Below are 20,573 nucleotides of genomic sequence, written 5' to 3' on the forward strand. Positions count from 1 at the left end.
TAACATTGTCAACGAAGCCCACCAAGTTAAAGTTTACATATGATTAAAAAGAATGCGATTGACCTTGATTTTGATCGTGAGCACATTTGGCATCCATATACATCTATGACTAAGCCAATTCCGGTATATCCCGTTACACATGCAAATCACAACATTATTCACCTTGAAACTGGCGAGCAATTAATCGATGGCATGGCCTCGTGGTGGAGCGCAATACATGGCTATAACCACCCTGTTATAAATAACGCCATGATTGAGCAAATTAATAATATGAGCCACATTATGTTTGGCGGAATTACGCATAACAGCGCAGTAGAGCTTTGCAAAAAAATAGTAAATATAACGCCGCCGAGTTTAACTAAAGTATTTTTAGCCGACAGCGGATCGGTAAGTGTTGAAGTAGCAATAAAAATGGCGCTGCAATATTGGTTAAGCCAAGGCATTACAACAAAACAAAAATTAATGACGCCTTACAAGGGCTACCATGGCGACACCTTTGCAGCCATGAGCGTATGCGACCCCGTTAACTCAATGCATAGTTTGTATAGCGGCTTTTTACCTGAGCATGTTTTTGTACCTGCACCGGTGAGTAAGTTTGGCAGCGAATTTAACCAAGCTGAAGCTCAAGAGCTTGAAGAATACTTTAAAGCAAACCATAACCAAGTAGCCGCCTTTATCATTGAGCCAATAGTACAAAACGCCGGTGGTATGAACTTTTATCACCCTGATTATTTAGCCTGCGTACGTAAATTGTGCACCCAATATAACGTACTGCTAATTTGCGACGAAATTGCCACAGGCTTTGGCCGTACAGGTAAATTATTTGCTGTAGAGCACGCCAATATAGAGCCCGATATAATGTGTATTGGTAAAGCATTAACTGGCGGCTCAATGACGCTATCGGCCACTATCACTAGCAATAAAATAGCCATTGGCATAAGCGAAGGTGAAGCAGGTGTTTTAATGCACGGCCCCACTTTTATGGGTAACCCGCTTGCCTGTGCTGCGGCCTGCGCAAGTATTGATTTATTACTAGAGCAAAACTGGCAACAACGAATAAGCCAAATAAACACCCAACTACAACAACTTAATAAATGCAGTGAATTAGATGCGGTTGCCAATGTGCGTACCTTAGGTGCAATAGGCGTTGTTGAACTAAACGAGGCTGCGGGCAATGTTGATGTTGCTAAAATTCAGGCTTATTTTGTAAAGCAAGGCGTATGGATACGCCCATTCGGTAAACTAATTTACCTTATGCCACCGTATATAAGTGACGACACAAGTATAAAAACACTGTGTGATGCCATTTATAATGCCATTAAAGGCAAGCATTACGCTTAATAGTCGGTCTCAATAACTAATCCTAATACAGGTTATAGCGCTATTTACTGTAACCTACCGCTACATTTAGTGTTTTTATCTATTAAGCGAGTTTGTGGTTATTGATCTCGTTAACTATTAGCTATATGATAATGTCTATCATTTACAATTACCTTTTTGGACTTCTTTGCTATGAAATTACTATTTAAACCAGCCAAAACTTTAGGTGCAAGCCTTTTACTAGCCTCGGCGTTTATGGCTCAACCAGTATTAGCTAACGGCCCTATTGGCGAGCATGTTAATCATCTTCAAGCTAACCTTAAAAGTTACGCAGAAGAAGTAGAATGGATGGTAGGCAAAGTTGATACCATGGTAAGCGACTACGATACTAAAGGCGCAAAATCTGTAAAAACTGATGATTTAATTGAATATTGGGAATCAGTTAAGTTTCACAGCGCAATAGAAACTAACTTTGTACCGGTATACGCTTCTATTTGGCAGGGTCTTTATGGCGTAAAAATGGCCATTGATAATAAGCAGCCTGCTGAGGAAGTTCGTAAACAACAAAAAGCGATGAACATAGCCTTGTGGCAAGGCCTTGGGGCTGTTAAGCTTGCTGCAAAATTCCAGCAAAAAGGCTTGTTAGACACAGTAAAAGCAACCGCTACAAAAGAAATGACACAAAGTGCCACAATTGATGAAATTAAGCACAAATTAGACCGTGTAGTAGCTAAATTTGCTGAGCGTTTACAAGACGAAGCAACTGAAATTGTTCATGACACTTACCTACACCTGTTTGAAGGCGTTGAAGGTACACTTATTGAGCAAGACGCTAACCTAGTTGAAGTGCTGGAAAAAGACTTTAACGTAACACTGCCACTAGCAATTAAAAACAGCAAAAGCGTAGATGAAGTACGCGATGTGATCAGTGATATGCAAACAAAATTAGACCGCGCTAAGGTTTTAATAGAAAAAGCCGAAAAAGCCCGTAAGGATGTATTTTAAGTGAAGCGTAGGACCTTTATTCAAGGCCTAGCTGCGTTAGGGGTGGTTGGCTCATTGCCACTGCCTCTTTCTCGTGCGCTAGCCGCTGATATAGCAAACCCAGTTTCTGTTGATGATTTACCAAAGCTTAAAGGCGAGTTAACCCTTTATTTAGGCCGAGGCGAAGGTGGTTTGTATGAAAACGTATTGCAAGCAATCCAGAAAAAAAATCCAGACTTTAAACTCGGTATACGCCGAGGTCCTACTGCTGCTTTAGCAAATACGATTGTTGCAGAAGCTAAAGCCGGCGTTCGCCGCGCTGATTTATTTTGGGCGGTTGATTCAGGCGCAATTGGTTTAGTAACCGATGCAGGCCTTGCACAACCTATCCCAGGTGATTTATCTGCTCAGTTACAACCACAGTTTAGATATAAAGAGTGGGCTCCAGTAACTGGCCGTATTCGTACATTGCCATATAACACGTCGCGTTTGACCAAAGATCAAATTCCAACAAGTATTATGGAAATTGCCGACAGCGATTTAAGTATTGGCTGGGCGCCCGCCTACGCTTCTTTTCAATCGTTTGTAACCGCAATGCGAATTTTAGAAGGCGACGACAAAACTGCTAAGTGGCTTAAAAAGATTAAAAAACGTGCTAAAACATACGCAGGTGAATTAGGCGTTGTTATGGGCGTTGAACGCGGTGAAGTTGATATTGGTTTTGCAAATCACTATTACACATTGCGTTTAAAATCAGGCAAGCCTGATGCCAAGCTAGATTTAGCATTTACACAAAATGATGCGGGCTGTTTAGTTAATGCATCGGGTGTATTAGCGCTTAACGACGATCCGCTTGCAACAAACTTTATGCGTTACTTACTAAGTAAAGAAGTACAAGGTTACTTAGCCAGTGAAGCGTACGAAATTCCGTTAGTAAATGGTATTATTCAACCTAAAGGTTTGCCGTCTCTTGCTGATATTTCTCCCCCTAAAGTAGATTTAACACAGCTAGCTGATTTACGCCCTACTATAGATTTGATGCGAAGCAGCGGCGTATTGTAATGAAAATACCGGCCTCTTACCCAATGGCGCTGCTTGCAGCGCTTGTTGCGCTTACCCCTGTTTATGTATTAATTGTACTTGCAAGCGATGCAAGCTCAGTGTTTGACACCCACAATCTTCAAATTTTAGGTAACACGTTATCCTTAATGGGTTTAACGGTACTCGGATCTATTTTAATTGGCGTGCCACTGGCGTTTATTAGCGCGTATGTGCATTTACCATTTAAAAAACTCTGGCTGGTTGTATTTGCGGCGCCGCTGGCAATCCCCAGTTATATTGGCGCATTTACCCTTTATGCAGCGTTTGGCCCCGGTGGCGAAATAAACACCTTAACAGGAATAGAAACCCCATCAATGTATGGCCTAACCGGTGCCGCCATTGTAATGACGCTTTATACCTTCCCATTTGTAATGATGACAACTCGCTCATCTTTACTGAGCCTTGATGCAAGCATGGTTAACGCTGCACGAACGCTTGGAATGTCGATGACGCAAAGTATATTTAAAGTAATACTACCGCGCGTAGTTAACGGTATTGCAGCAGGCTCATTGTTAGTCGCCCTTTATACGTTATCAGACTTTGGCACACCCGCAATGATGCGCTTAGATACGTTTACCCGCGTAATTTACGTTGAATACAACGCTTTTGCGTTAGGCCGCGCAGCCATGCTTTCGCTTCAACTGATGGTTATTGTTGGCTTTTTACTTTTAGTTGAATCACAAATAAAAACAGCCCCTGAGCGCCAAGGTCGTCCGTTAATTTTATTCCCAAGCAAATTACAATTAAGTGCAATGTTTGTTACGTTTGCACCTGTTTTGCTACTCGCTATTGGCTTGCCTTTGGCTATATTTTCGCTTTGGTTAGCTCGTGATGGTTTTAGCTCATTTGATTTTAATATTGCGTGGAACTCTACGTATGCATCGGGTATTGCGGCAATTGTAGCCGTTATCGTTGCGATCCCCGTTGCACATGCCGCACTTAGTGGAAAAGCGGGTCGTATAATGGAACGTGTTACTTACTTTGGTTTTGGTATTCCGGGTATAGTAATGGGCACAGCGCTTGTTTACGGTGGATTGCAGTTGCCGTTTTTATACCAAACACTGGGATTGCTTATTATTGCTTATATGCTGCGATTTTTACCACTTGCTGTAGGCTCTGTTAGAACAAGCACCGAACACTTAGATCCAAGCTTAGTAAAGTCTGCACGCGTATTAGGGGCAAGCCCACGTGAAGTATTTACTCGTATAACACTGCCTTTAACTATGCGCGGTATTATTGCCGGTGCAGCACTGGTGTTTTTAGAGTCAATGCGCGAACTAGAAGCCACGCTACTACTTGGCCCAACAGGGTTTGAAACCCTCTCTACCTATTTATGGCGTGTATACGAAGCGGGCTATTTTGGTCGCGCTGCTATTCCTGGATTATTGTTAGTAGTGATATCTGCCTGCGGGTTAGCTATTATGATGTCTGGCGAAAAACGCAACCAGTTTGAACATTAAGGATTTAAGAAACAATGCTATCTGTAAGTCAGTTGTCTATAGATTATGGCAGTAACCGCGTAGTAAGCGATTTAAACTTATCGCTGGGTGAAAACGAAATCCTTATGCTTGTAGGGCCAACAGGTTGCGGTAAAAGTACAATTTTACAAGCCCTTGCTGGCCTTATACCTATTAGCGAAGGCGAAATAAACACGGATAAATGGCGCGCTACACCCAAATTAACAATACCTCCTGAAAAACGCAGTGTAGGTATGGTATTTCAAGATTTTGCGTTATTTCCGCACTTAACCGTACAGCAAAACATTTGCTTTAGATTAAAAGATACAGCCCCTGCTGAATATTGGATAAACCTACTTGGACTGAGCGATTTTAGAGATAAAAAACCAGCAACGCTTTCTGGCGGACAAAAGCAACGTGTAGCACTTGCGCGCACCCTAGCCCACCAACCTGACTTTGTATTGCTTGATGAGCCGCTTTCAAACTTAGATGCCGCCCTTAAAGACATGCTTCGTTGGGATATTAGAAACGCACTTAAAGCCGCTGGCGTACCAGCTATTTGGGTAACACACGACCAAGAAGAAGCACTCTCAGTTGGCGATCGTGTTGGTGTGCTTAAAGGCGGTAAAATTCAGCAAATCGATACACCCGAGCGCTGCTTTAGTACCCCAAACAATCGCTTTGTAGCACGTTTTTTAGGTGAAGCCAGCTTTATTAGCGGCCAATTTAGCCAAGGACAAGCCACTACCTCAATTGGTAATGCTCCCGCTCATGGTGTTGACTGTGAAAGTGGCGACGTTGATGTACTACTTCGACCAGACGATGTGTTACTTGTACAAAGCAGTGTTGGCAATAACGGCGAAGTAATTTGGGTACGTTTTGAAGGTGGCAGCCGCTTGTGTGCTGTAAAACTTGCGTGCTCTACGGTTGTAACTAGCCGAGTAAGCCATGAAGTTGTTGTAAACCCTGGCGACGAAGTGCATGTATCACTAAGTACCTCGCACCCATTAGCGGTTTATAAATCTATAGACTGATTAAAATATTGATGTAGGCATTAATTTAAACATTAATACCTACATCAATACTTACTATTTAGACCCAAAATTCAGTTTAAATACGTTCCCCGTTAAAACCCTATCTCGCTTAAAACTAATACTTTTTACCTTTAAAAAGCTCACTATAGCCAATAAACAACAATAATATGCAGGTTAAATTATGAACCTCTTGCTATTAATCAGCTGTTGCTGTTTACTGAACAAAGATTAATGTTAAATAGTTCCTCTCAGATATCACTTATCAGGTTACGCCTTTTATATTAGTTAAAACCACACACAAACATTAAAACACATTATTAAGCATTGCTTTTAGCGAACGTATTATAAAAATAAAGCTATATTCAAGCATTGCTGAACCTTAATTATCCTTTAAACGTTTATAAAGTTGTTCAGCCCTTAATGGTACAAAGGATCTAGATAGTGAATAAAATAAGTACCAAGAAAGAACTCTTAGAATACTCCGAAAGTATTGTAAACACGGTTCGAGAACCACTGATTGTTTTAGACCAACATTTAAGAGTAGTTACAGCAAGCCGCTCATTTTATGAGTTTTTTCGCGCTAATCATAAAGACACAGTCGGGAAACTAATATACAACCTTGGTAATAATCAATGGAACATTCCCAAGCTTCGTGAATTATTAGAAACCATATTGCCTCAAAAAACGAGCTTTGATGATTATAAAGTTGAGCACAATTTTAAAACAATTGGTTGGCGTACAATGCTGCTCAACGCAAGGCAAATTAAACGTACTCAGTCAAAAGATCGTATTATTTTATTGTCTATCGAGGACATTACTGAACGTAACGCGATTCAAGAAGGACTCGTAAAAGCGAATAAAGAGCTAGAAGTGCTAACGAGTGACTTGGAAAGTGCTGCTCGAGTTAAATCAGAGTTTTTAGCAAATATGTCGCATGAACTGAGAACCCCACTTAATTCTATAAATGGTTTTTCTGAGGTGCTCTACGACGAAACATTTGGCACTTTAAATGACAAACAAAAACAGTATGTTAAAAATGTATTGGTGAGCGGCAAACATTTACTGTTACTTATTAATGAAATACTGGATATGGCAAAGATTGAAGCAGGCAAAATGAGTCTAACCATCTCTCATTTGCCGATACGCCAAGTATTGCACGAAATTACAGGGCTTACAGCAGATACAGCTAACCAGAAAAAATTGAATATGTGTCTTGATATTGCTGATGACTTGCCACCAATTGAAGCTGACTCCCTTAAGGTTAAACAGATACTTTATAATTTGCTTTCAAATGCAGTGAAGTTCACACCCGATGAGGGTCAAATTGGCGTTAAAACACGACATACTGATACAGAAATAGAAATAATAATTTGGGATACGGGTATAGGTATTGCTGCTGAAAATATGGAAAAAATATTTGAAGGTTTTTTCCGTATAGAAACCCCCTATTCTAGATTAACAGAAGGTACAGGACTTGGGCTGCCAATCGCAAAAAGTCTAGTAAAGTTGCATGGAGGCGAGTTTGTTATTGAATCTGAAGGTGTTAATAAAGGCACATCGGTTCGTATAACTTTGCCAATTAAACAAAAGTCTGTGGTAAAGCATAATGAAAACCAAAATAGTTATAGTTGATGATAATGCGAATAACCTATTGCTAGAGGAAGATCTTTTACTCATGGCAAATTTTGAAGTATTCACTGCTATGAATGCAAGAGATGCGCTTTTAACAATAAAGCGTGAGACTCCAAAAATTATTATATTAGATGTCCAACTCCCAGATATGTCTGGAACAGAAGTTGCGAAAATTTTGCGTGATGAAAAAGAAACGGCAGATATTCCTATTGTTTTTGTTACCGCTTCTGTTTTACCCGCAGATATAGACCAATTACTGTGTATACCTAACAGTGCGTATATTTCGAAGCCTATAGATACACGCACGTTTGCTCAACAAATAAGTTTATATATAAAGTAATGACTACAATTATTTAAACCTTGATACACAGGAAAAGTTAATGAAAGATAGCCCTTTAATTTTGGTTGTAGATGACAACCTTCAAAATATTGAACTCATGCAAGCTTATCTTGAACCCAAGGGATATAAAACAGTAACAGCGACTGGCGGGCAACAAGCATTAGATATCTTAGCACAACAACCTGTAGACCTTATTTTACTTGATATAATGATGCCCGGTATGAACGGTTTTGAAGTAACACGCCGAGTTAGAGAAGACGCTTTATTAAAGCTATTACCTATCGTCCTTATTACTGCTTTAAGAGAGACAAAAGAACGAGTTAAAGGGATTGATGCTGGTTGCGATGATTTTATTACAAAGCCTGTAGATAAAAACGAGCTATTATCGCGCGTTAAGTCCCTTCTTAAGATTAAAGACTATAACGATTTAAGAACAAATTATCAGAAACAATTAGAAGCTGAAGTTGCTCAAAGAACTGAATCACTAAAGCAAGCAATGCAAAGCATTAAAGCCGCATCACTAGAAACAATTAATAGGCTAACCAAAGCTGCTGAATACAAAGATGAAGAAACGGGTGCGCACATTCAACGTATGAGTTTGTATTCTGAGGCCGTTGCACGCAGTGTAGGGCTAGATGAGGGAACAGTTGAAAATATTTTATTTTCAGCGTCGATGCATGACCTCGGAAAGATTTCTACACCTGATCATATTTTGCTTAAAGCAGGACAATTAGATGCTGCAGAATGGGAAATAATGAAACAGCACACCGTTGTAGGCGCCAGCATACTTTCAGGTTCTGATTCTGAGGTTATTAAACTCGGTGAAATTATTGCCCGCTCACATCATGAAAAATGGGACGGCTCTGGTTATCCTGATGGCTTAAAAGGTAATGAAATTCCAATTGCAGCACGCGTAGTTGCTATTGCTGATGTATTTGATGCTCTCTCCTCAAAACGTCCTTATAAAAAATCATTCTCACAAGAAAAAACATTTGCCATTATTAAAGAAGGTAGTGGGAAGCACTTTGACCCCGCAGTAGTGGATGCTTTTTTTGCAGTTCAAGAAGAGATTTTAGCAATTAAACAAAAGTATGCTGAAAAGTAACACGTCCATAATTAATTAGAGGGAACCCCATGAACGGACCAAACCCCAATAATCCTTCACCAATGGAAGGTTTTCCTCAAGTAGGTTTTTATATTTGACGATAAAACAATAAATACGCTGCTAGATATAGCTTGGTGGGATTGGAGCAATGAAAAAATCACTGCTCATTTAGATACTATAACTCAAAATAATTTAGACGTGCAGTCTAAAATTTAGCACTACCACTCAAACATGTAGGCCATTTTGCTTATTGTTTTAAGCGGGACATTATGCGAGTTACGTTTAGCATATAAGTGCTGCATTGATTTGTCTTTCACTTCACCCACTATCACTTCTTTTACTTGATAACCTAAAGCAACAGCAGCTTGAGTGTAAGCTATAAATTCCCACTTTTTAATATTGGTGTTATCTACAATTACCAATGGCATACCTTGAGCAAGTGCATTTATAAAGCGCGCTAAATTTAAATTATGAAATTGCGACAATTTAAATTTATCGAAATGATATTCGCCCTGCTCATTAATAAAGTAATCATCAGTTGAGCAGATTAGGTATTGGCTTTCGTCAACTCCACCTAATTCGTCAGCAAGGCTTTGCGCGTAGTAAGACTTACCGCTTCCTGGTAGTCCTCGTAAAATAAAAACTTGTTTCATAGCATCGATTTTTTAAGTGTGAATAAATAGTAATTTGATTTGTTTGTTAATAATGCCACAAAATCATTAAATTTAAGAGCAACAAATCATAATAGTAGTAATTAAACTCTAAAAACTGTTTAAAAATAAACCGCATGCATAAAAACTTTTAAAGAGTTGCTCACAATAGTTTTTTTATTCAACTTTACTAGGTAAGATACAGGGTTCAAGTGCAGCGCCGTTTATGTGCAATTTATGCCCGAGTGCTGCGCACAGTTAAAATAAAATAGTTAGGCAACTTATATCATTGGAGTGAAGATGAGCCATTTAGCGATTTCAGAGCTATTAAAAGGCAATGTTGCGGTAGACAGCCAAGTAACAATTAAGGGCTGGATCCGTACTCGCCGCGATTCAAAAGCAGGAATTTCATTTTTAGCCGTTCATGACGGTTCGTGTTTTGATCCTATTCAAGCGGTAGTTCCTAATTCACTGAATAATTATGATGAAGTTACTAGCTTAACAGCCGGTTGTTCTGTGTCGGTTACTGGTGTTTTAGTACAATCTGCTGGCCAAGGTCAATCTTACGAAATTCAAGCTAATACAGTGACTGTATTAGGTTGGGTAGAAAACCCAGATTCATACCCAATGTCGGCAAAACGTCACAGCATTGAGTACTTACGTGAGCACGCTCACCTTCGCCCTCGTACAAATATGATTGGCGCGGTAACTCGTGTACGTAACTGTTTAGCACAAGCTATTCACCGTTTTTACCACGAGCAAGGCTTTTACTGGATCAGCACGCCAATTATTACGGCAAGTGACTGTGAAGGCGCTGGCGAAATGTTCCGTGTGTCTACGCTTGATATGCAAAACTTACCGCTTACAGACAAAGGCGAAGTTGATTACAGCGAAGATTTCTTCGGTAAAGAAGCATTCCTTACTGTATCTGGCCAGTTAAATGGCGAAACTTACGCTTCTGCAATGTCAAAAATTTACACGTTTGGCCCAACATTCCGTGCAGAGAATTCAAATACATCACGCCACCTTGCAGAATTTTGGATGGTAGAGCCTGAAGTTGCGTTTGCTGATTTAGAAGACATCGCAAAACTTGCTGAAAATATGCTTAAGTATGTGTTTAAAGCCGTACTTGAAGAGCGCCGTGATGACATGGAATTTTTTGCACAACGTGTAGAAAAAACCGCAATTACGCGTTTGGAAGAATTTGTAGAAAAAGACTTCGCGCAGGTAAATTACACTGAAGCAGTAGAAATCCTTAAAAACTGTGGTAAAAAGTTTGAGTACGCTGTTGAATGGGGTGTAGATTTACAGTCTGAGCACGAGCGTTACTTAGCTGAAGAGCACTTTAAAGCACCGGTAGTTATTAAAAACTACCCACGTGACATTAAAGCATTCTACATGCGCCAAAACGAAGACGGTAAGACCGTTGCCGCAATGGACATTGTAGCACCAGGTATTGGTGAGATCATTGGTGGTTCACAACGTGAAGAACGCCTTGATGTACTTGATGCACGCTTAGAAGAAATGGGCTTAAACAAAGAAGATTACAGCTGGTACCGCGATCTACGTAAATACGGTAGCGTGCCGCACTCAGGCTTTGGTTTAGGCTTTGAACGCTTAGTTGCTTATGTAACAGGTATGGGCAACGTACGTGACGTTATTGCCTTCCCTCGTACTAAAGGCAGCGCAACTTACTAATACTAAGTTAGCCGTTTATAAATACTAAAAACCAGCCAATTGGCTGGTTTTTTTGTGTCTTTAATTTACCGAATAAAAAAGCCGCAGCACTCAAAGAGCACCACGGCTTTCAACCAGAATAAATTTTGCTTAATTAAGCGCTATAAAGCACTTTCGAGCTGTGGCAGTACTTCAAATAAGTCAGCCACTAAACCGTAATCTGCAACTTGAAAAATAGGTGCATCGGGGTCTTTATTAATCGCGACAATTACTTTTGAGTCTTTCATACCGGCTAAATGCTGAATAGCACCGCTAATCCCTACTGCAATGTATAAATTAGGCGCTACAATTTTACCTGTTTGCCCTACTTGCATATCGTTAGGTACAAAGCCTGCGTCAACTGCTGCGCGCGACGCACCAATGGCTGCTCCCAATTTGTCGGCAATACCATTAAGTAGTGCAAAGTTTTCACCGTTTTGCATACCGCGACCACCCGATATAACCACAGTGGCAGCCGTAAGTTCAGGTCGTTCAGACTCTGTTTGTTCAACACTTACAAAGCTACTTAATTGCGAATCAGACACTGTATCAATGCTTGTTATAGCCGCTGCTGATTGCTCGCCTTGTAAATCAAAGCTACTAGCACGTACGGTAATTACTTTTTTACTGTCGAGTGATTTAACCGTTGCGATTGCATTACCTGCATAAATTGGACGTTTAAATGTATCTGAGTCCACTACTGCGATAATTTCAGAAATTTGCGCAACATCTAATAACGCAGCAACACGTGGCATAAAATTTTTGCCTGTTGTAGTAGCACTTGCAACAATGTGGCTGTAGGTGTCGCTAAGAGATAAAACTAAATCGCTCATGCTCTCAGCTAACTGATGTTCATAAACGCTATTATCGGCAACTAAAACATTAGCTACGCCATCAATGCTAGCAACGTGTGAGCTCATTGCGCTTAGGCTGTTACCTGCAATAAGTACATCAACAGGAAAACCAATTTTTACTGCGGCGTTAATAGTTTTTGAGGTTTCTGGTTTTAAGGCACCGTTGTCGTGCTCTGCAATTACGAGTGTTTTCATTTAAATCACCTTTGCCTCTGTTTTTAATTTTTCTACAAGCTGTGCAACGTCTTCAACAATAATTCCTGCGGTACGTTTAGCTGGCTCTTCTACACTTATTAATTGAATACGCGGTGTTAAATCAACACCAAGCGAATCAGCTGCTATTACTTCAAGCGGCTTACGTTTGGCTTTCATAATATTTGGCAGTGATGCGTAACGAGGCTCGTTTAAGCGTAAATCAGTTGTAACAACCGCCGGTAAATTAAGTGCTACCGTTTGCAGGCCCCCATCAACTTCGCGGGTCACGTTTACTTTGCCATTTTCAATAACAACCTTGGATGCAAATGTACCCTGCCCACGTTTAGTTAAAGCCGCTAGCATTTGACCTGTCTGATTATTATCTGAGTCAATTGACTGTTTACCTAAAATAACAAGTTCAGGCGTTTCTTGCTCTACAATTTTAGCGAGTAGCTTTGCAATATGGAGTGACTCGAGCTTTTCATCGGTTTCGATGTGAATGGCTTTGTCGGCACCCAGTGCTAATGCTGTGCGCAATTGCTCTTGCGATGCTTTAGGACCAATAGTAACAGCAACAACTTCATTGGCTGTACCGGCTTCTTTAAGGCGGATTGCTTCTTCTATAGCAATTTCACAAAACGGGTTCATTGCCATTTTTACGTTGGTTAAATCCACGTCGCTGTTATCACTTTTAACGCGTGCTTTTACGTTGTAATCAATCACTCTTTTTATTGGTACGAGAACTTTCATAGGAACTCCATAATTATTTAAACCTACAAGGTAACGTGCACGTCAACTTATTTATTTTATGAAATTAGACTACTTCCTGTTGACGTAAACGTCAACCTAAAATAACCTTTAACTATTCACAGTCTGTAACGTTTAATTTGCAAGGTTAAAAATAGGCTGTACACCTTATTTAAATGCGTAGTAAACATTCGAATAAGTCCGTCATAGATAAAGAGGTTATTATGGTCGAACGTGAAACCATGGAATTTGATGTAGTAATTGTTGGCGCTGGCCCTGCGGGGCTTTCAAGTGCAATTAAACTCGCGCAATTAGCACAAGAAAAACAACAAGAGTGCATGATTTGCGTAGTCGAAAAAGGTTCCGAAGTAGGCGCTCATGTACTCTCTGGTGCTGTTTTTGAAACCAAAGCTTTGGATGAGCTACTACCAAATTGGCAAGAGCTTGGCGCACCGGTTACAACCAAAGTAACTAACGATGAAATTTATTGGTTTAATAATAAGCAAAAAGCGACATCAATCCCCCACTTTGCTACGCCAAAAACATTTTATAATGATGGTAACTACATTGTATCTATGGGTAATGTATGCCGATGGCTTGCAGAGCAAGCTGAAAGCTTAGGCGTAGAGATATTCCCGGGGTTTAGTGCTCACTCTTTAATAATTGAAGATAAAGCAGTAAAAGGGATTATTACTGGCGATATGGGTGTCGACAAAAACGGTAATGAAAAAGACGGTTACATGCCAGGCATGGAACTTAGAGCAAAATACACTATATTTGCAGAAGGCTGCCGAGGTCATTTAGGTAAGCAGTTAATTAATGAGTTTGCACTTGATGCAGATTCATCGCCGCAGCATTACGGTCTAGGCTTTAAAGAAATTTGGCAAATAGATGAAAGTAAACATGAGCTTGGCAAAGTTGTTCATGGTACAGGTTGGCCACTTAGCGGCGATACTAATGGTGGTGCGTTTATGTATCACAGTGAAAACAACCAAGTCGTTGTAGGTTTAATTGTTGATTTAAATTACTCAAATCCGCATTTAAGTCCTTTTGATGAATTTCAGCGAATGAAGCACCATCCAGTATTTAAAAGCGTACTTGAAGGCGGTGAGCGTATTGCATACGGTGCACGTGCAATAGCCAAAGGCGGTTTACATTCATTACCAAAAATGCATTTTGCTGGTGGCTTAATTATAGGGTGCGATGCAGGCACACTTAATTTTGCAAAAATTAAAGGTAATCACACCGCAATGAAATCAGGAATGATTGCCGCTGAGGTTATTTTTGAAGCATTGCAAAATGAGTTGGCAAATACCGATTTAACTCATTATCAAACTGCGTTTGAGCAATCGTGGGCATATAAAGAGTTATATCAATCTCGTAACTTTGGCCCTGCTATGCACAAATTAGGTAAATTTATAGGTGGTGCGTATAACACGCTTGATCAAAACATTTTTAATGGTGGTTTACCGTTTATATTTAAAGATAATACGCCCGATCACTCGACCCTTGTAGATGCTAACGCTGCTGACAAAATAGCGTACCCAAAGCCAGATGGATACCTTAGCTTTGATAAACTCTCAAGTGTGTTTTTATCAAATACTAACCACGAAGAATCACAGCCTTGTCATTTAAAGCTCAAAGATGCGTCAATTCCTATTAACGTAAATCTAGTTAAATTTGATGAACCCGCACAGCGTTATTGCCCAGCAGGCGTTTACGAAGTAAAAGAAATAGCAGGCAATAAAGAGTTTGTTATTAACGCCCAAAACTGTGTGCACTGTAAAACCTGCGATATTAAAGACCCAAGCCAAAACATTACCTGGGTAACCCCAGAAGGTGCTGGTGGGCCAAACTACCCTAATATGTAACTAAATTATGCGTTATATACACATATAATCACTTTTTTTACATATAAATTATAAACATATCCTAAATTGCAGGGGCTTCGGCCCCTTTTTTACGTTATGCTAATAGTAGTTTTAATAATAAGAGTGTTATCTATGCCGTCGTCAAAAGTTGTTTTTCGTTTTTTAGCAGAGCCTACCGATGTTAATTTTGGTGGTAAAGTTCATGGTGGGGCCGTCATGAAATGGATTGACCAAGCAGGCTATGCATGTGCTGCGGGTTGGAGTGGTCACTACTGCGTAACGGTTTCGGTTGCGGGTGTTAAATTTAGACGCCCAATTCTAGTAGGTCAAATAGTCGAAGTAGAAGCTAAAATTGCCCATACGGGTAGAAGTAGCATGCAAATATTTATACAAGTACGTTGTGGCGATCCTAAAACACAAAATATGGTTGAAACAAATCATTGTGTTATCAGCTTTATTGCAATGGATGAAACGGGCTACCCAATAGAAGTGCCTTCGTTTAAAGCTGTAACAGAAGAAGATATTAAATTAGAAAATTACGCTATAAAAATGAAAGAAATAGCAATTGAAACAGAAAACTTGCTTCATACAGTGTAATTACTAGTTTAAATAAAGTCAGGCTATGTAAAAAACTCATTATACTTTGTAAAAGATACAACTTATTTTAGAGTACTCAATTACACAAAAGTTCACTTTGATTATAAAACACGCTAAACACCGTAAAAACCAATACAAAAGAATTAATTAAGGCGTGTTTTTAATTCATTTTAATATTGGCACGCTCGCTGCAAGTAGATAATTGAAGTTTGATTAATGAAATCAAGCATTTGATTATTTTTTGTAAAGGAGCTATTCAATGATTAAAACACTTTCTCTTTCAGCTATTGCACTAGCAACACTGGGTTTTAACTCTGCAGCACACGCTGACATTTCTGATTTCGATTCTCCACGTATTTATACTGGTATCGGTTACGGTCAATATTCTTTTGAATTTGAAGACAGTGACAACGACACTGACTTTGACGACGATGCACAAATGCTTAAGGGTTACGTTGGTGCACAATTTAACGAGTACTTAAGCTTAGAGCTTGCTTATCAAAACTTTGATGAAGTAAGTGATATAGACAGCAAAGCTGAAATTGATGGCGTATCGCTTGCCGCACGTTTGGGCTACCCTATAACAGAAAGCTTTTCTGTGTATGCAAAAGGCGGTTGGCTTGAATGGGATGCAGATTACACACAAGATTTACCAGTAGGTGGGGTATCAGCGTCTACAGATGGTGGTGATGCATTTTACGGCGCTGGTATTGAATACGCGCTTACAACAAATGTACAGTTTCGTTTAGAGTACGAACGCTATAAACTTGATGACGATATTGACCCAGATATGGATGTAGCGTCTGTATCAGTTCAATACATGTTTTAATTAGTTTTTAGCATGTATAAAAGGTAAGCCTTAGGGCTTATCTTTTTTTGTTTTAGGCTCTTTTTAAATATATTAATATAAACCAATCAGTCTAATAAATAACTTTAAACCTTATGGTCTATAATGCCAATTGCATTAAATAAGTGTTCTATTATAACACTAAGAAAATAGCGCAATAACAAGGCAAAATTATAATATATAGTTGTTCTGGGCAATTGCTCCCTGCATTACTCTACCTCCTGCATCCATGCAGTCAACTATGAATAATTCCTAACAAAGTAAGTGCGCTATTTAATGCAGTAGAATAATCATATTTTTAATAAAATTGGTATACGCAATAAACTTGCTTACATTAATGCCATAAATGCTAAATGCGGGTAGAATAGCGCTCTATTTTATTTGTACCCGAGTACTATGAGCGATTACACCATTTCGGCTATTGGCCACATTCAATCTCCTTATAAACAAAAGTTTGCTATACCTAGGCAACCACGTTTAGTGCCACAAGCTAAAGCAAAGCTTATATTTGCCCCCGATTTTAATCGCGAAGAGTTTGTACGTGGTTTAGATGAATTTACTCATATTTGGTTGTTATTTCGTTTTCATGAAACAGCTGATAAAGGTTATTCTGCTATGGTGCGCCCGCCTCGTTTGGGTGGCAATGAGCGAAAAGGTGTATTTGCGACCCGTGCTACATTCAGACCAAACGCAATTGGAATGAGCGCCGTAAAACTTGAAGGTATTGAATATAAAAACGGACAACTTAGCTTATTACTCGCTGGCATTGATTTACTTGATGGCACACCGATTATTGACATAAAACCGTATTTGCCGTATTCAGACTCTATGCCGGATGCAAGTGCTGGCTTTGCTGACACGCGCCCAGAAACACAAATGACGGTTGAATTTAGCCCTCAAGCAATTGAGTTTGTTAATGCGCAAACACAATACCCAGACTTACATGATTTTATAGCCAATGTTTTAAAACAAGATCCTCGCCCTGCATATAAAAAACAAAAAGATGGCGAGCAGAGCTATGGTATGACTTTGTATAATTATAATATTCGCTGGCAAGTCAATGGCGAACATAACGTAGTAACAAGCATAGAAAAAAACTAAATAACTCAGTTAGCGCTTTAGTGTAAAAGCATCCGCTGGTAAACTTAAGCTCTATTAAAAGAATATAATTACTCTATTTCGGAAAAAACATGCGTACAAGCCAATATATACTCGCAACACTTAAAGAAACGCCATCAGATGCTGAAATCGTATCGCATCAGTTAATGCTTAGAGCCGGTATGATCCGTCGCGTCGCTTCGGGTTTATACACTTGGTTACCCTCTGGTTTACGCGTGCTACGTAAAGTAGAAAACATTGTACGTGAAGAGATGGACAAAGCGGGTGCAATTGAAATGCTAATGCCTGTTATTCAACCTGCTGATTTGTGGGAAGAGTCTGGCCGTTGGAATGAATTTGGTCCTGAGCTTATGCGCTTTACAGACCGTCATAACCGTACATTTGCACTTGGCCCAACACACGAAGAAGTAATAACTGATTTCGTACGTAAAGAAATAAGCAGCTACAAGCAATTACCAGTTACTTTATACCAAGTACAAACTAAAGTACGCGACGAACGTCGTCCTCGTTTTGGTGTAATGCGTGCTCGTGAATTTACAATGAAAGATGCCTACTCTTTTCACTTAAGTGAAGAGTGTTTAGATGCGACTTATCAAGCGATGCACAAAGCATACTGTAACATTTTTGAGCGTTTAGGCCTTGATTACCGCCCTGTTATAGCCGATACAGGCTCTATTGGCGGTAGCGTATCGCACGAGTTTCATGTACTTGCTGAGTCGGGCGAAGATGCCATTGCATTTAGTGACGGCAGTGATTACGCCGCTAATATTGAAAAAGCAGAAGCACTGGCACCAAGCGAGCCTCGCCCTGAAGCATCAAAAGAGCTTAAAGCGTTTCCAACGCCTGATGCTAAAACGATTAACGAGCTTAAAAAACACTACGGTGTTAAGCCACATCGCGGTGTTAAAACGTTAATTGTTTATGGTACGCCTGATGAAAACGAAGTACGCGGTTTAGTAGCCCTAGTACTGCGTGGCGATCACGAATTAAATGAACTAAAAGCTGAAAAGCACCCATTAGTAGACTCTCCGCTTGAAATGGCAACAGAGACAGATATTGTTGCTGCTATTGGCGCAAAACCTGGCTCATTAGGCCCTGTCGGCTTATCTATGCCTATTATTGTTGATAGAACAGCTAACATACTTGCTGATTTTGTTGCCGGTGCAAATAAAGACGATGAGCATTACAGCGGTATTAACTGGGATCGTGACGTAACTGATTACGAAGTTGCTGATATTCGTAATATTGTTGAAGGCGATATGAGCCCATGTGGCCAAGGCGTTTTACAAATTAAACGTGGTATTGAAGTAGGTCATATTTTCCAACTTGGCACTAAATACTCAGAAGCGATGAAAGCGGGTGTATTAAACGAAGGTGGTAAAAACCAAACCATGACTATGGGTTGTTACGGTATTGGTGTTTCACGTATTGTTGCTGCTGCTATTGAGCAGAACAACGATCAATACGGGATCATTTGGCCAAAATCAATCGCGCCATTCGATTTAGCAATTGTTCCAATGAACATGCACAAATCGCATCGTATTCCTGATATTGCAAATAACCTTTACCAAGGTTTAAAAGATGCTGGTCTTGATGTGTTATTTGATGACCGTAAAGAGCGCCCTGGTGTTATGTTTAACGATATGGAACTCATTGGTGTGCCATTTACGCTAGTAATTGGTGAGCGTAACCTTGACGAAAACAAAGTTGAGCTTAAAAACCGCCGTACAGGTGAAAAGCTAATGATTGATATCGATACAGCAATTGATGCAATTAAAGCAGCCGTTAAAGGTTAAGCTAAAAATACTTATAAGTAATTTTAAAACCGCTTTTTAAAAGCGGTTTTTTTATACCTAAATTTTATGTGTGTTATTTGGCTTTAGTATTACTGTCGTATAATTGTCATTTTTATTCCCTAAAATATTTAACCTGAACTCTGGATAGTAAATCTATCTCGAGCAGCTATTTTCAGCGCTAACTGCGTTGAATTTACTTGCAATAGGCTCACTATTGACGCGTAAATTCGCCTTGTTTTCACTGAAAATCTCTGGCTAGAGAAAATAAATTTAAATATCACCATGATTCAATACCTTAGTAAATCTCTTAACCAGAGTTCTGGTTATTTAACTATTACACTCGATACTTTAGGGAATGAAAATGAGTAATGGCGCAAACACTAAGAAGCAACACTACCCTACTATTTGGATATCTGATGTTCATTTAGGTTACAAAGACTGTAAAGCAGATTACTTACTCGATTTTTTAAACTCGGTAGAATCCGATACACTTTATTTAGTGGGTGATATTATTGATTTATGGTCAATGAAACGTCAGTTTTATTGGCACCCTTCGCATTATCAAGTATTAAGCTCTATACAAAAAAAAGCAGCTAGCGGTACACGCGTCATTTATATTCCCGGTAATCATGACGAAACGTTTAGAAACTATATAAATCAAACGTTATTTGGTATTGAAATCCACCAGCAGTTTATTCACACCACTAAAGCTAATAAACGTTTTTTACTCGTACACGGTGATGATTTTGATTCCGCGACACGCTATAACAAACTTATTAGTATCGCAGGGGATGCAGGGTACGACTTTTTATTATTTTTAAACCGCTGGACCAATCGTATTCGAAAGCTATTTGGTGGTAATTACTACTCGCTTGCATCATGGATAAAAGCCCGCGTACACAAAGCACGTGAAGCGATTAAAGCCTTCGAAGATGCCGCAATTCATGAAGCTAAAAAGCAAAACGTAGACGGTATTATTTGTGGACACATTCATCATCCCAAAATAAAAGTAGGTGACGGAATTATGTATTGTAACGATGGAGATTGGATTGAGAGCTGTACAGCGCTGGTAGAGCAGCAAGATGGAAAAATTGAATTACTACATTGGTCAGACACACAATCCGTACTCGATAGCGCCGACATAACAAAGTTAAATATATCAACGGATGCTAAACCAAAAAAATCAGCTGCATAAGCAGCTGATTCTC

Annotated in this window: 18 protein-coding genes; 15 read left to right on the plus strand and 3 right to left on the minus strand. The window is 39.6% G+C overall.

Going from position 1 to position 20,573, the window contains the following annotated elements:
- Positions 1-39 precede the first annotated feature (39 nt).
- The 8 genes from bioA (at position 40) to GQR39_RS06775 (ending at position 8,973) form a co-directional block, all read left to right on the plus strand.
- Entirely contained in the window at positions 40-1,341 is a 1,302-nt protein-coding gene (gene bioA, locus GQR39_RS06740) for an adenosylmethionine--8-amino-7-oxononanoate transaminase (protein WP_165735181.1), read from the plus strand.
- Positions 1,342-1,512: 171 nt separating this feature from the next.
- Positions 1,513-2,325 (plus strand): hypothetical protein, encoded by an 813-nt coding sequence (locus GQR39_RS06745; protein ID WP_024589225.1) that lies wholly within the window; start codon positions 1,513-1,515, stop codon positions 2,323-2,325.
- Positions 2,326-3,366: an extracellular solute-binding protein gene (locus GQR39_RS06750; protein ID WP_165735182.1), complete on the plus strand. Its 1,041-nt coding sequence runs from the start codon at positions 2,326-2,328 to the stop codon at positions 3,364-3,366.
- On the plus strand, positions 3,366-4,865 hold the full coding sequence (locus tag GQR39_RS06755) for an iron ABC transporter permease (RefSeq protein ID WP_024593497.1): 1,500 nt from the start codon (positions 3,366-3,368) through the stop codon (positions 4,863-4,865). Before GQR39_RS06750 ends, GQR39_RS06755 begins: the two co-directional genes overlap by 1 nt.
- Before the next feature lie 14 nt (positions 4,866-4,879).
- A complete protein-coding gene (locus GQR39_RS06760; RefSeq protein WP_165735183.1) occupies positions 4,880-5,896 on the plus strand; it encodes an ABC transporter ATP-binding protein in 1,017 nt (338 codons plus the stop codon).
- Positions 5,897-6,337: 441 nt separating this feature from the next.
- Positions 6,338-7,528 (plus strand): PAS domain-containing sensor histidine kinase, encoded by a 1,191-nt coding sequence (locus GQR39_RS20455; protein ID WP_010552739.1) that lies wholly within the window; start codon positions 6,338-6,340, stop codon positions 7,526-7,528.
- Positions 7,503-7,868, plus strand: a complete 366-nt coding sequence (locus GQR39_RS06770; RefSeq protein WP_010552738.1) for a response regulator — start codon at positions 7,503-7,505, stop codon at positions 7,866-7,868. The genes GQR39_RS20455 and GQR39_RS06770 overlap by 26 nt, the downstream gene beginning before the upstream one ends.
- A gap of 40 nt (positions 7,869-7,908) precedes the next feature.
- Positions 7,909-8,973: an HD domain-containing phosphohydrolase gene (locus GQR39_RS06775; RefSeq protein ID WP_165735184.1), complete on the plus strand. Its 1,065-nt coding sequence runs from the start codon at positions 7,909-7,911 to the stop codon at positions 8,971-8,973.
- Positions 8,974-9,191: 218 nt separating this feature from the next.
- On the opposite strand, the gene GQR39_RS06785 is transcribed toward GQR39_RS06775, so the two are convergent.
- Positions 9,192-9,626 carry an ATP-binding protein gene (locus tag GQR39_RS06785; protein ID WP_007586798.1) on the minus strand — a complete coding sequence of 145 codons (435 nt, stop codon included), beginning with the start codon at positions 9,624-9,626 and terminating at the stop codon, positions 9,192-9,194.
- A 297-nt stretch (positions 9,627-9,923) separates the two neighbouring features.
- On the opposite strand from GQR39_RS06785, the gene asnS reads away from it, so the two are divergent.
- Complete coding sequence (gene asnS / locus GQR39_RS06790; protein ID WP_010552735.1) at positions 9,924-11,321, plus strand: asparagine--tRNA ligase; 1,398 nt, start codon at positions 9,924-9,926, stop codon at positions 11,319-11,321.
- A gap of 140 nt (positions 11,322-11,461) precedes the next feature.
- Here asnS and GQR39_RS06795 read toward each other — a convergent pair whose 3' ends face one another.
- Positions 11,462-12,388, minus strand: coding sequence for an FAD-binding protein (locus tag GQR39_RS06795; protein ID WP_165735185.1), 927 nt, complete (start codon positions 12,386-12,388; stop codon positions 11,462-11,464).
- Positions 12,389-13,138, minus strand: a complete 750-nt coding sequence (locus GQR39_RS06800; RefSeq protein WP_165735186.1) for an electron transfer flavoprotein subunit beta/FixA family protein — start codon at positions 13,136-13,138, stop codon at positions 12,389-12,391.
- Positions 13,139-13,359: 221 nt separating this feature from the next.
- Between GQR39_RS06800 and GQR39_RS06805 the strand changes: the two genes are divergently transcribed.
- The 6 genes from GQR39_RS06805 to GQR39_RS06830 all read left to right on the plus strand — a co-directional run bounded on the left by GQR39_RS06805 (position 13,360) and on the right by GQR39_RS06830 (position 20,560).
- The gene (locus GQR39_RS06805; RefSeq protein ID WP_165735187.1) at positions 13,360-15,006 is read left to right on the plus strand and encodes an electron transfer flavoprotein-ubiquinone oxidoreductase; all 1,647 of its coding nucleotides are present in this window, start codon (positions 13,360-13,362) and stop codon (positions 15,004-15,006) included.
- Between the two features lie 132 nt (positions 15,007-15,138).
- On the plus strand, positions 15,139-15,603 hold the full coding sequence (locus tag GQR39_RS06810; RefSeq protein ID WP_007586808.1) for an acyl-CoA thioesterase: 465 nt from the start codon (positions 15,139-15,141) through the stop codon (positions 15,601-15,603).
- Between the two features lie 259 nt (positions 15,604-15,862).
- Positions 15,863-16,432 carry an outer membrane beta-barrel protein gene (locus GQR39_RS06815; protein ID WP_007586810.1) on the plus strand — a complete coding sequence of 190 codons (570 nt, stop codon included), beginning with the start codon at positions 15,863-15,865 and terminating at the stop codon, positions 16,430-16,432.
- Positions 16,433-16,846: 414 nt separating this feature from the next.
- The gene (gene tsaA / locus GQR39_RS06820; protein WP_007586811.1) at positions 16,847-17,551 is read left to right on the plus strand and encodes a tRNA (N6-threonylcarbamoyladenosine(37)-N6)-methyltransferase TrmO; all 705 of its coding nucleotides are present in this window, start codon (positions 16,847-16,849) and stop codon (positions 17,549-17,551) included.
- Positions 17,552-17,640: 89 nt separating this feature from the next.
- Positions 17,641-19,365 carry a proline--tRNA ligase gene (locus GQR39_RS06825; RefSeq protein ID WP_101216635.1) on the plus strand — a complete coding sequence of 575 codons (1,725 nt, stop codon included), beginning with the start codon at positions 17,641-17,643 and terminating at the stop codon, positions 19,363-19,365.
- A gap of 361 nt (positions 19,366-19,726) precedes the next feature.
- Positions 19,727-20,560, plus strand: coding sequence for a UDP-2,3-diacylglucosamine diphosphatase (locus tag GQR39_RS06830; protein WP_165735188.1), 834 nt, complete (start codon positions 19,727-19,729; stop codon positions 20,558-20,560).
- The last annotated feature ends 13 nt before the right edge of the window (positions 20,561-20,573 follow it).

It is taken from the genome of Pseudoalteromonas sp. C8 (genome assembly GCF_011378685.1).
In the GTDB taxonomy this organism is placed as follows: domain Bacteria; phylum Pseudomonadota; class Gammaproteobacteria; order Enterobacterales; family Alteromonadaceae; genus Pseudoalteromonas; species Pseudoalteromonas arctica.

Coding starts and splice junctions, on each gene's coding strand:
- GQR39_RS06775 (WP_165735184.1), top strand. CDS start 7,909: ATGAAAGATAGCCCTTTAATTTTGGTTGTAGATGACAACCTTCAAAAT.
- tsaA (WP_007586811.1), top strand. CDS start 16,847: ATGAGCGATTACACCATTTCGGCTATTGGCCACATTCAATCTCCTTAT.
- GQR39_RS06815 (WP_007586810.1), top strand. CDS start 15,863: ATGATTAAAACACTTTCTCTTTCAGCTATTGCACTAGCAACACTGGGT.
- GQR39_RS06760 (WP_165735183.1), top strand. CDS start 4,880: ATGCTATCTGTAAGTCAGTTGTCTATAGATTATGGCAGTAACCGCGTA.
- asnS (WP_010552735.1), top strand. CDS start 9,924: ATGAGCCATTTAGCGATTTCAGAGCTATTAAAAGGCAATGTTGCGGTA.
- bioA (WP_165735181.1), top strand. CDS start 40: ATGATTAAAAAGAATGCGATTGACCTTGATTTTGATCGTGAGCACATT.
- GQR39_RS06805 (WP_165735187.1), top strand. CDS start 13,360: ATGGTCGAACGTGAAACCATGGAATTTGATGTAGTAATTGTTGGCGCT.
- GQR39_RS06800 (WP_165735186.1), bottom strand. CDS start 13,138: ATGAAAGTTCTCGTACCAATAAAAAGAGTGATTGATTACAACGTAAAA.
- GQR39_RS06755 (WP_024593497.1), top strand. CDS start 3,366: ATGAAAATACCGGCCTCTTACCCAATGGCGCTGCTTGCAGCGCTTGTT.
- GQR39_RS06785 (WP_007586798.1), bottom strand. CDS start 9,626: ATGAAACAAGTTTTTATTTTACGAGGACTACCAGGAAGCGGTAAGTCT.
- GQR39_RS06745 (WP_024589225.1), top strand. CDS start 1,513: ATGAAATTACTATTTAAACCAGCCAAAACTTTAGGTGCAAGCCTTTTA.
- GQR39_RS06770 (WP_010552738.1), top strand. CDS start 7,503: ATGAAAACCAAAATAGTTATAGTTGATGATAATGCGAATAACCTATTG.
- GQR39_RS06825 (WP_101216635.1), top strand. CDS start 17,641: ATGCGTACAAGCCAATATATACTCGCAACACTTAAAGAAACGCCATCA.
- GQR39_RS06830 (WP_165735188.1), top strand. CDS start 19,727: ATGAGTAATGGCGCAAACACTAAGAAGCAACACTACCCTACTATTTGG.
- GQR39_RS06810 (WP_007586808.1), top strand. CDS start 15,139: ATGCCGTCGTCAAAAGTTGTTTTTCGTTTTTTAGCAGAGCCTACCGAT.
- GQR39_RS06795 (WP_165735185.1), bottom strand. CDS start 12,388: ATGAAAACACTCGTAATTGCAGAGCACGACAACGGTGCCTTAAAACCA.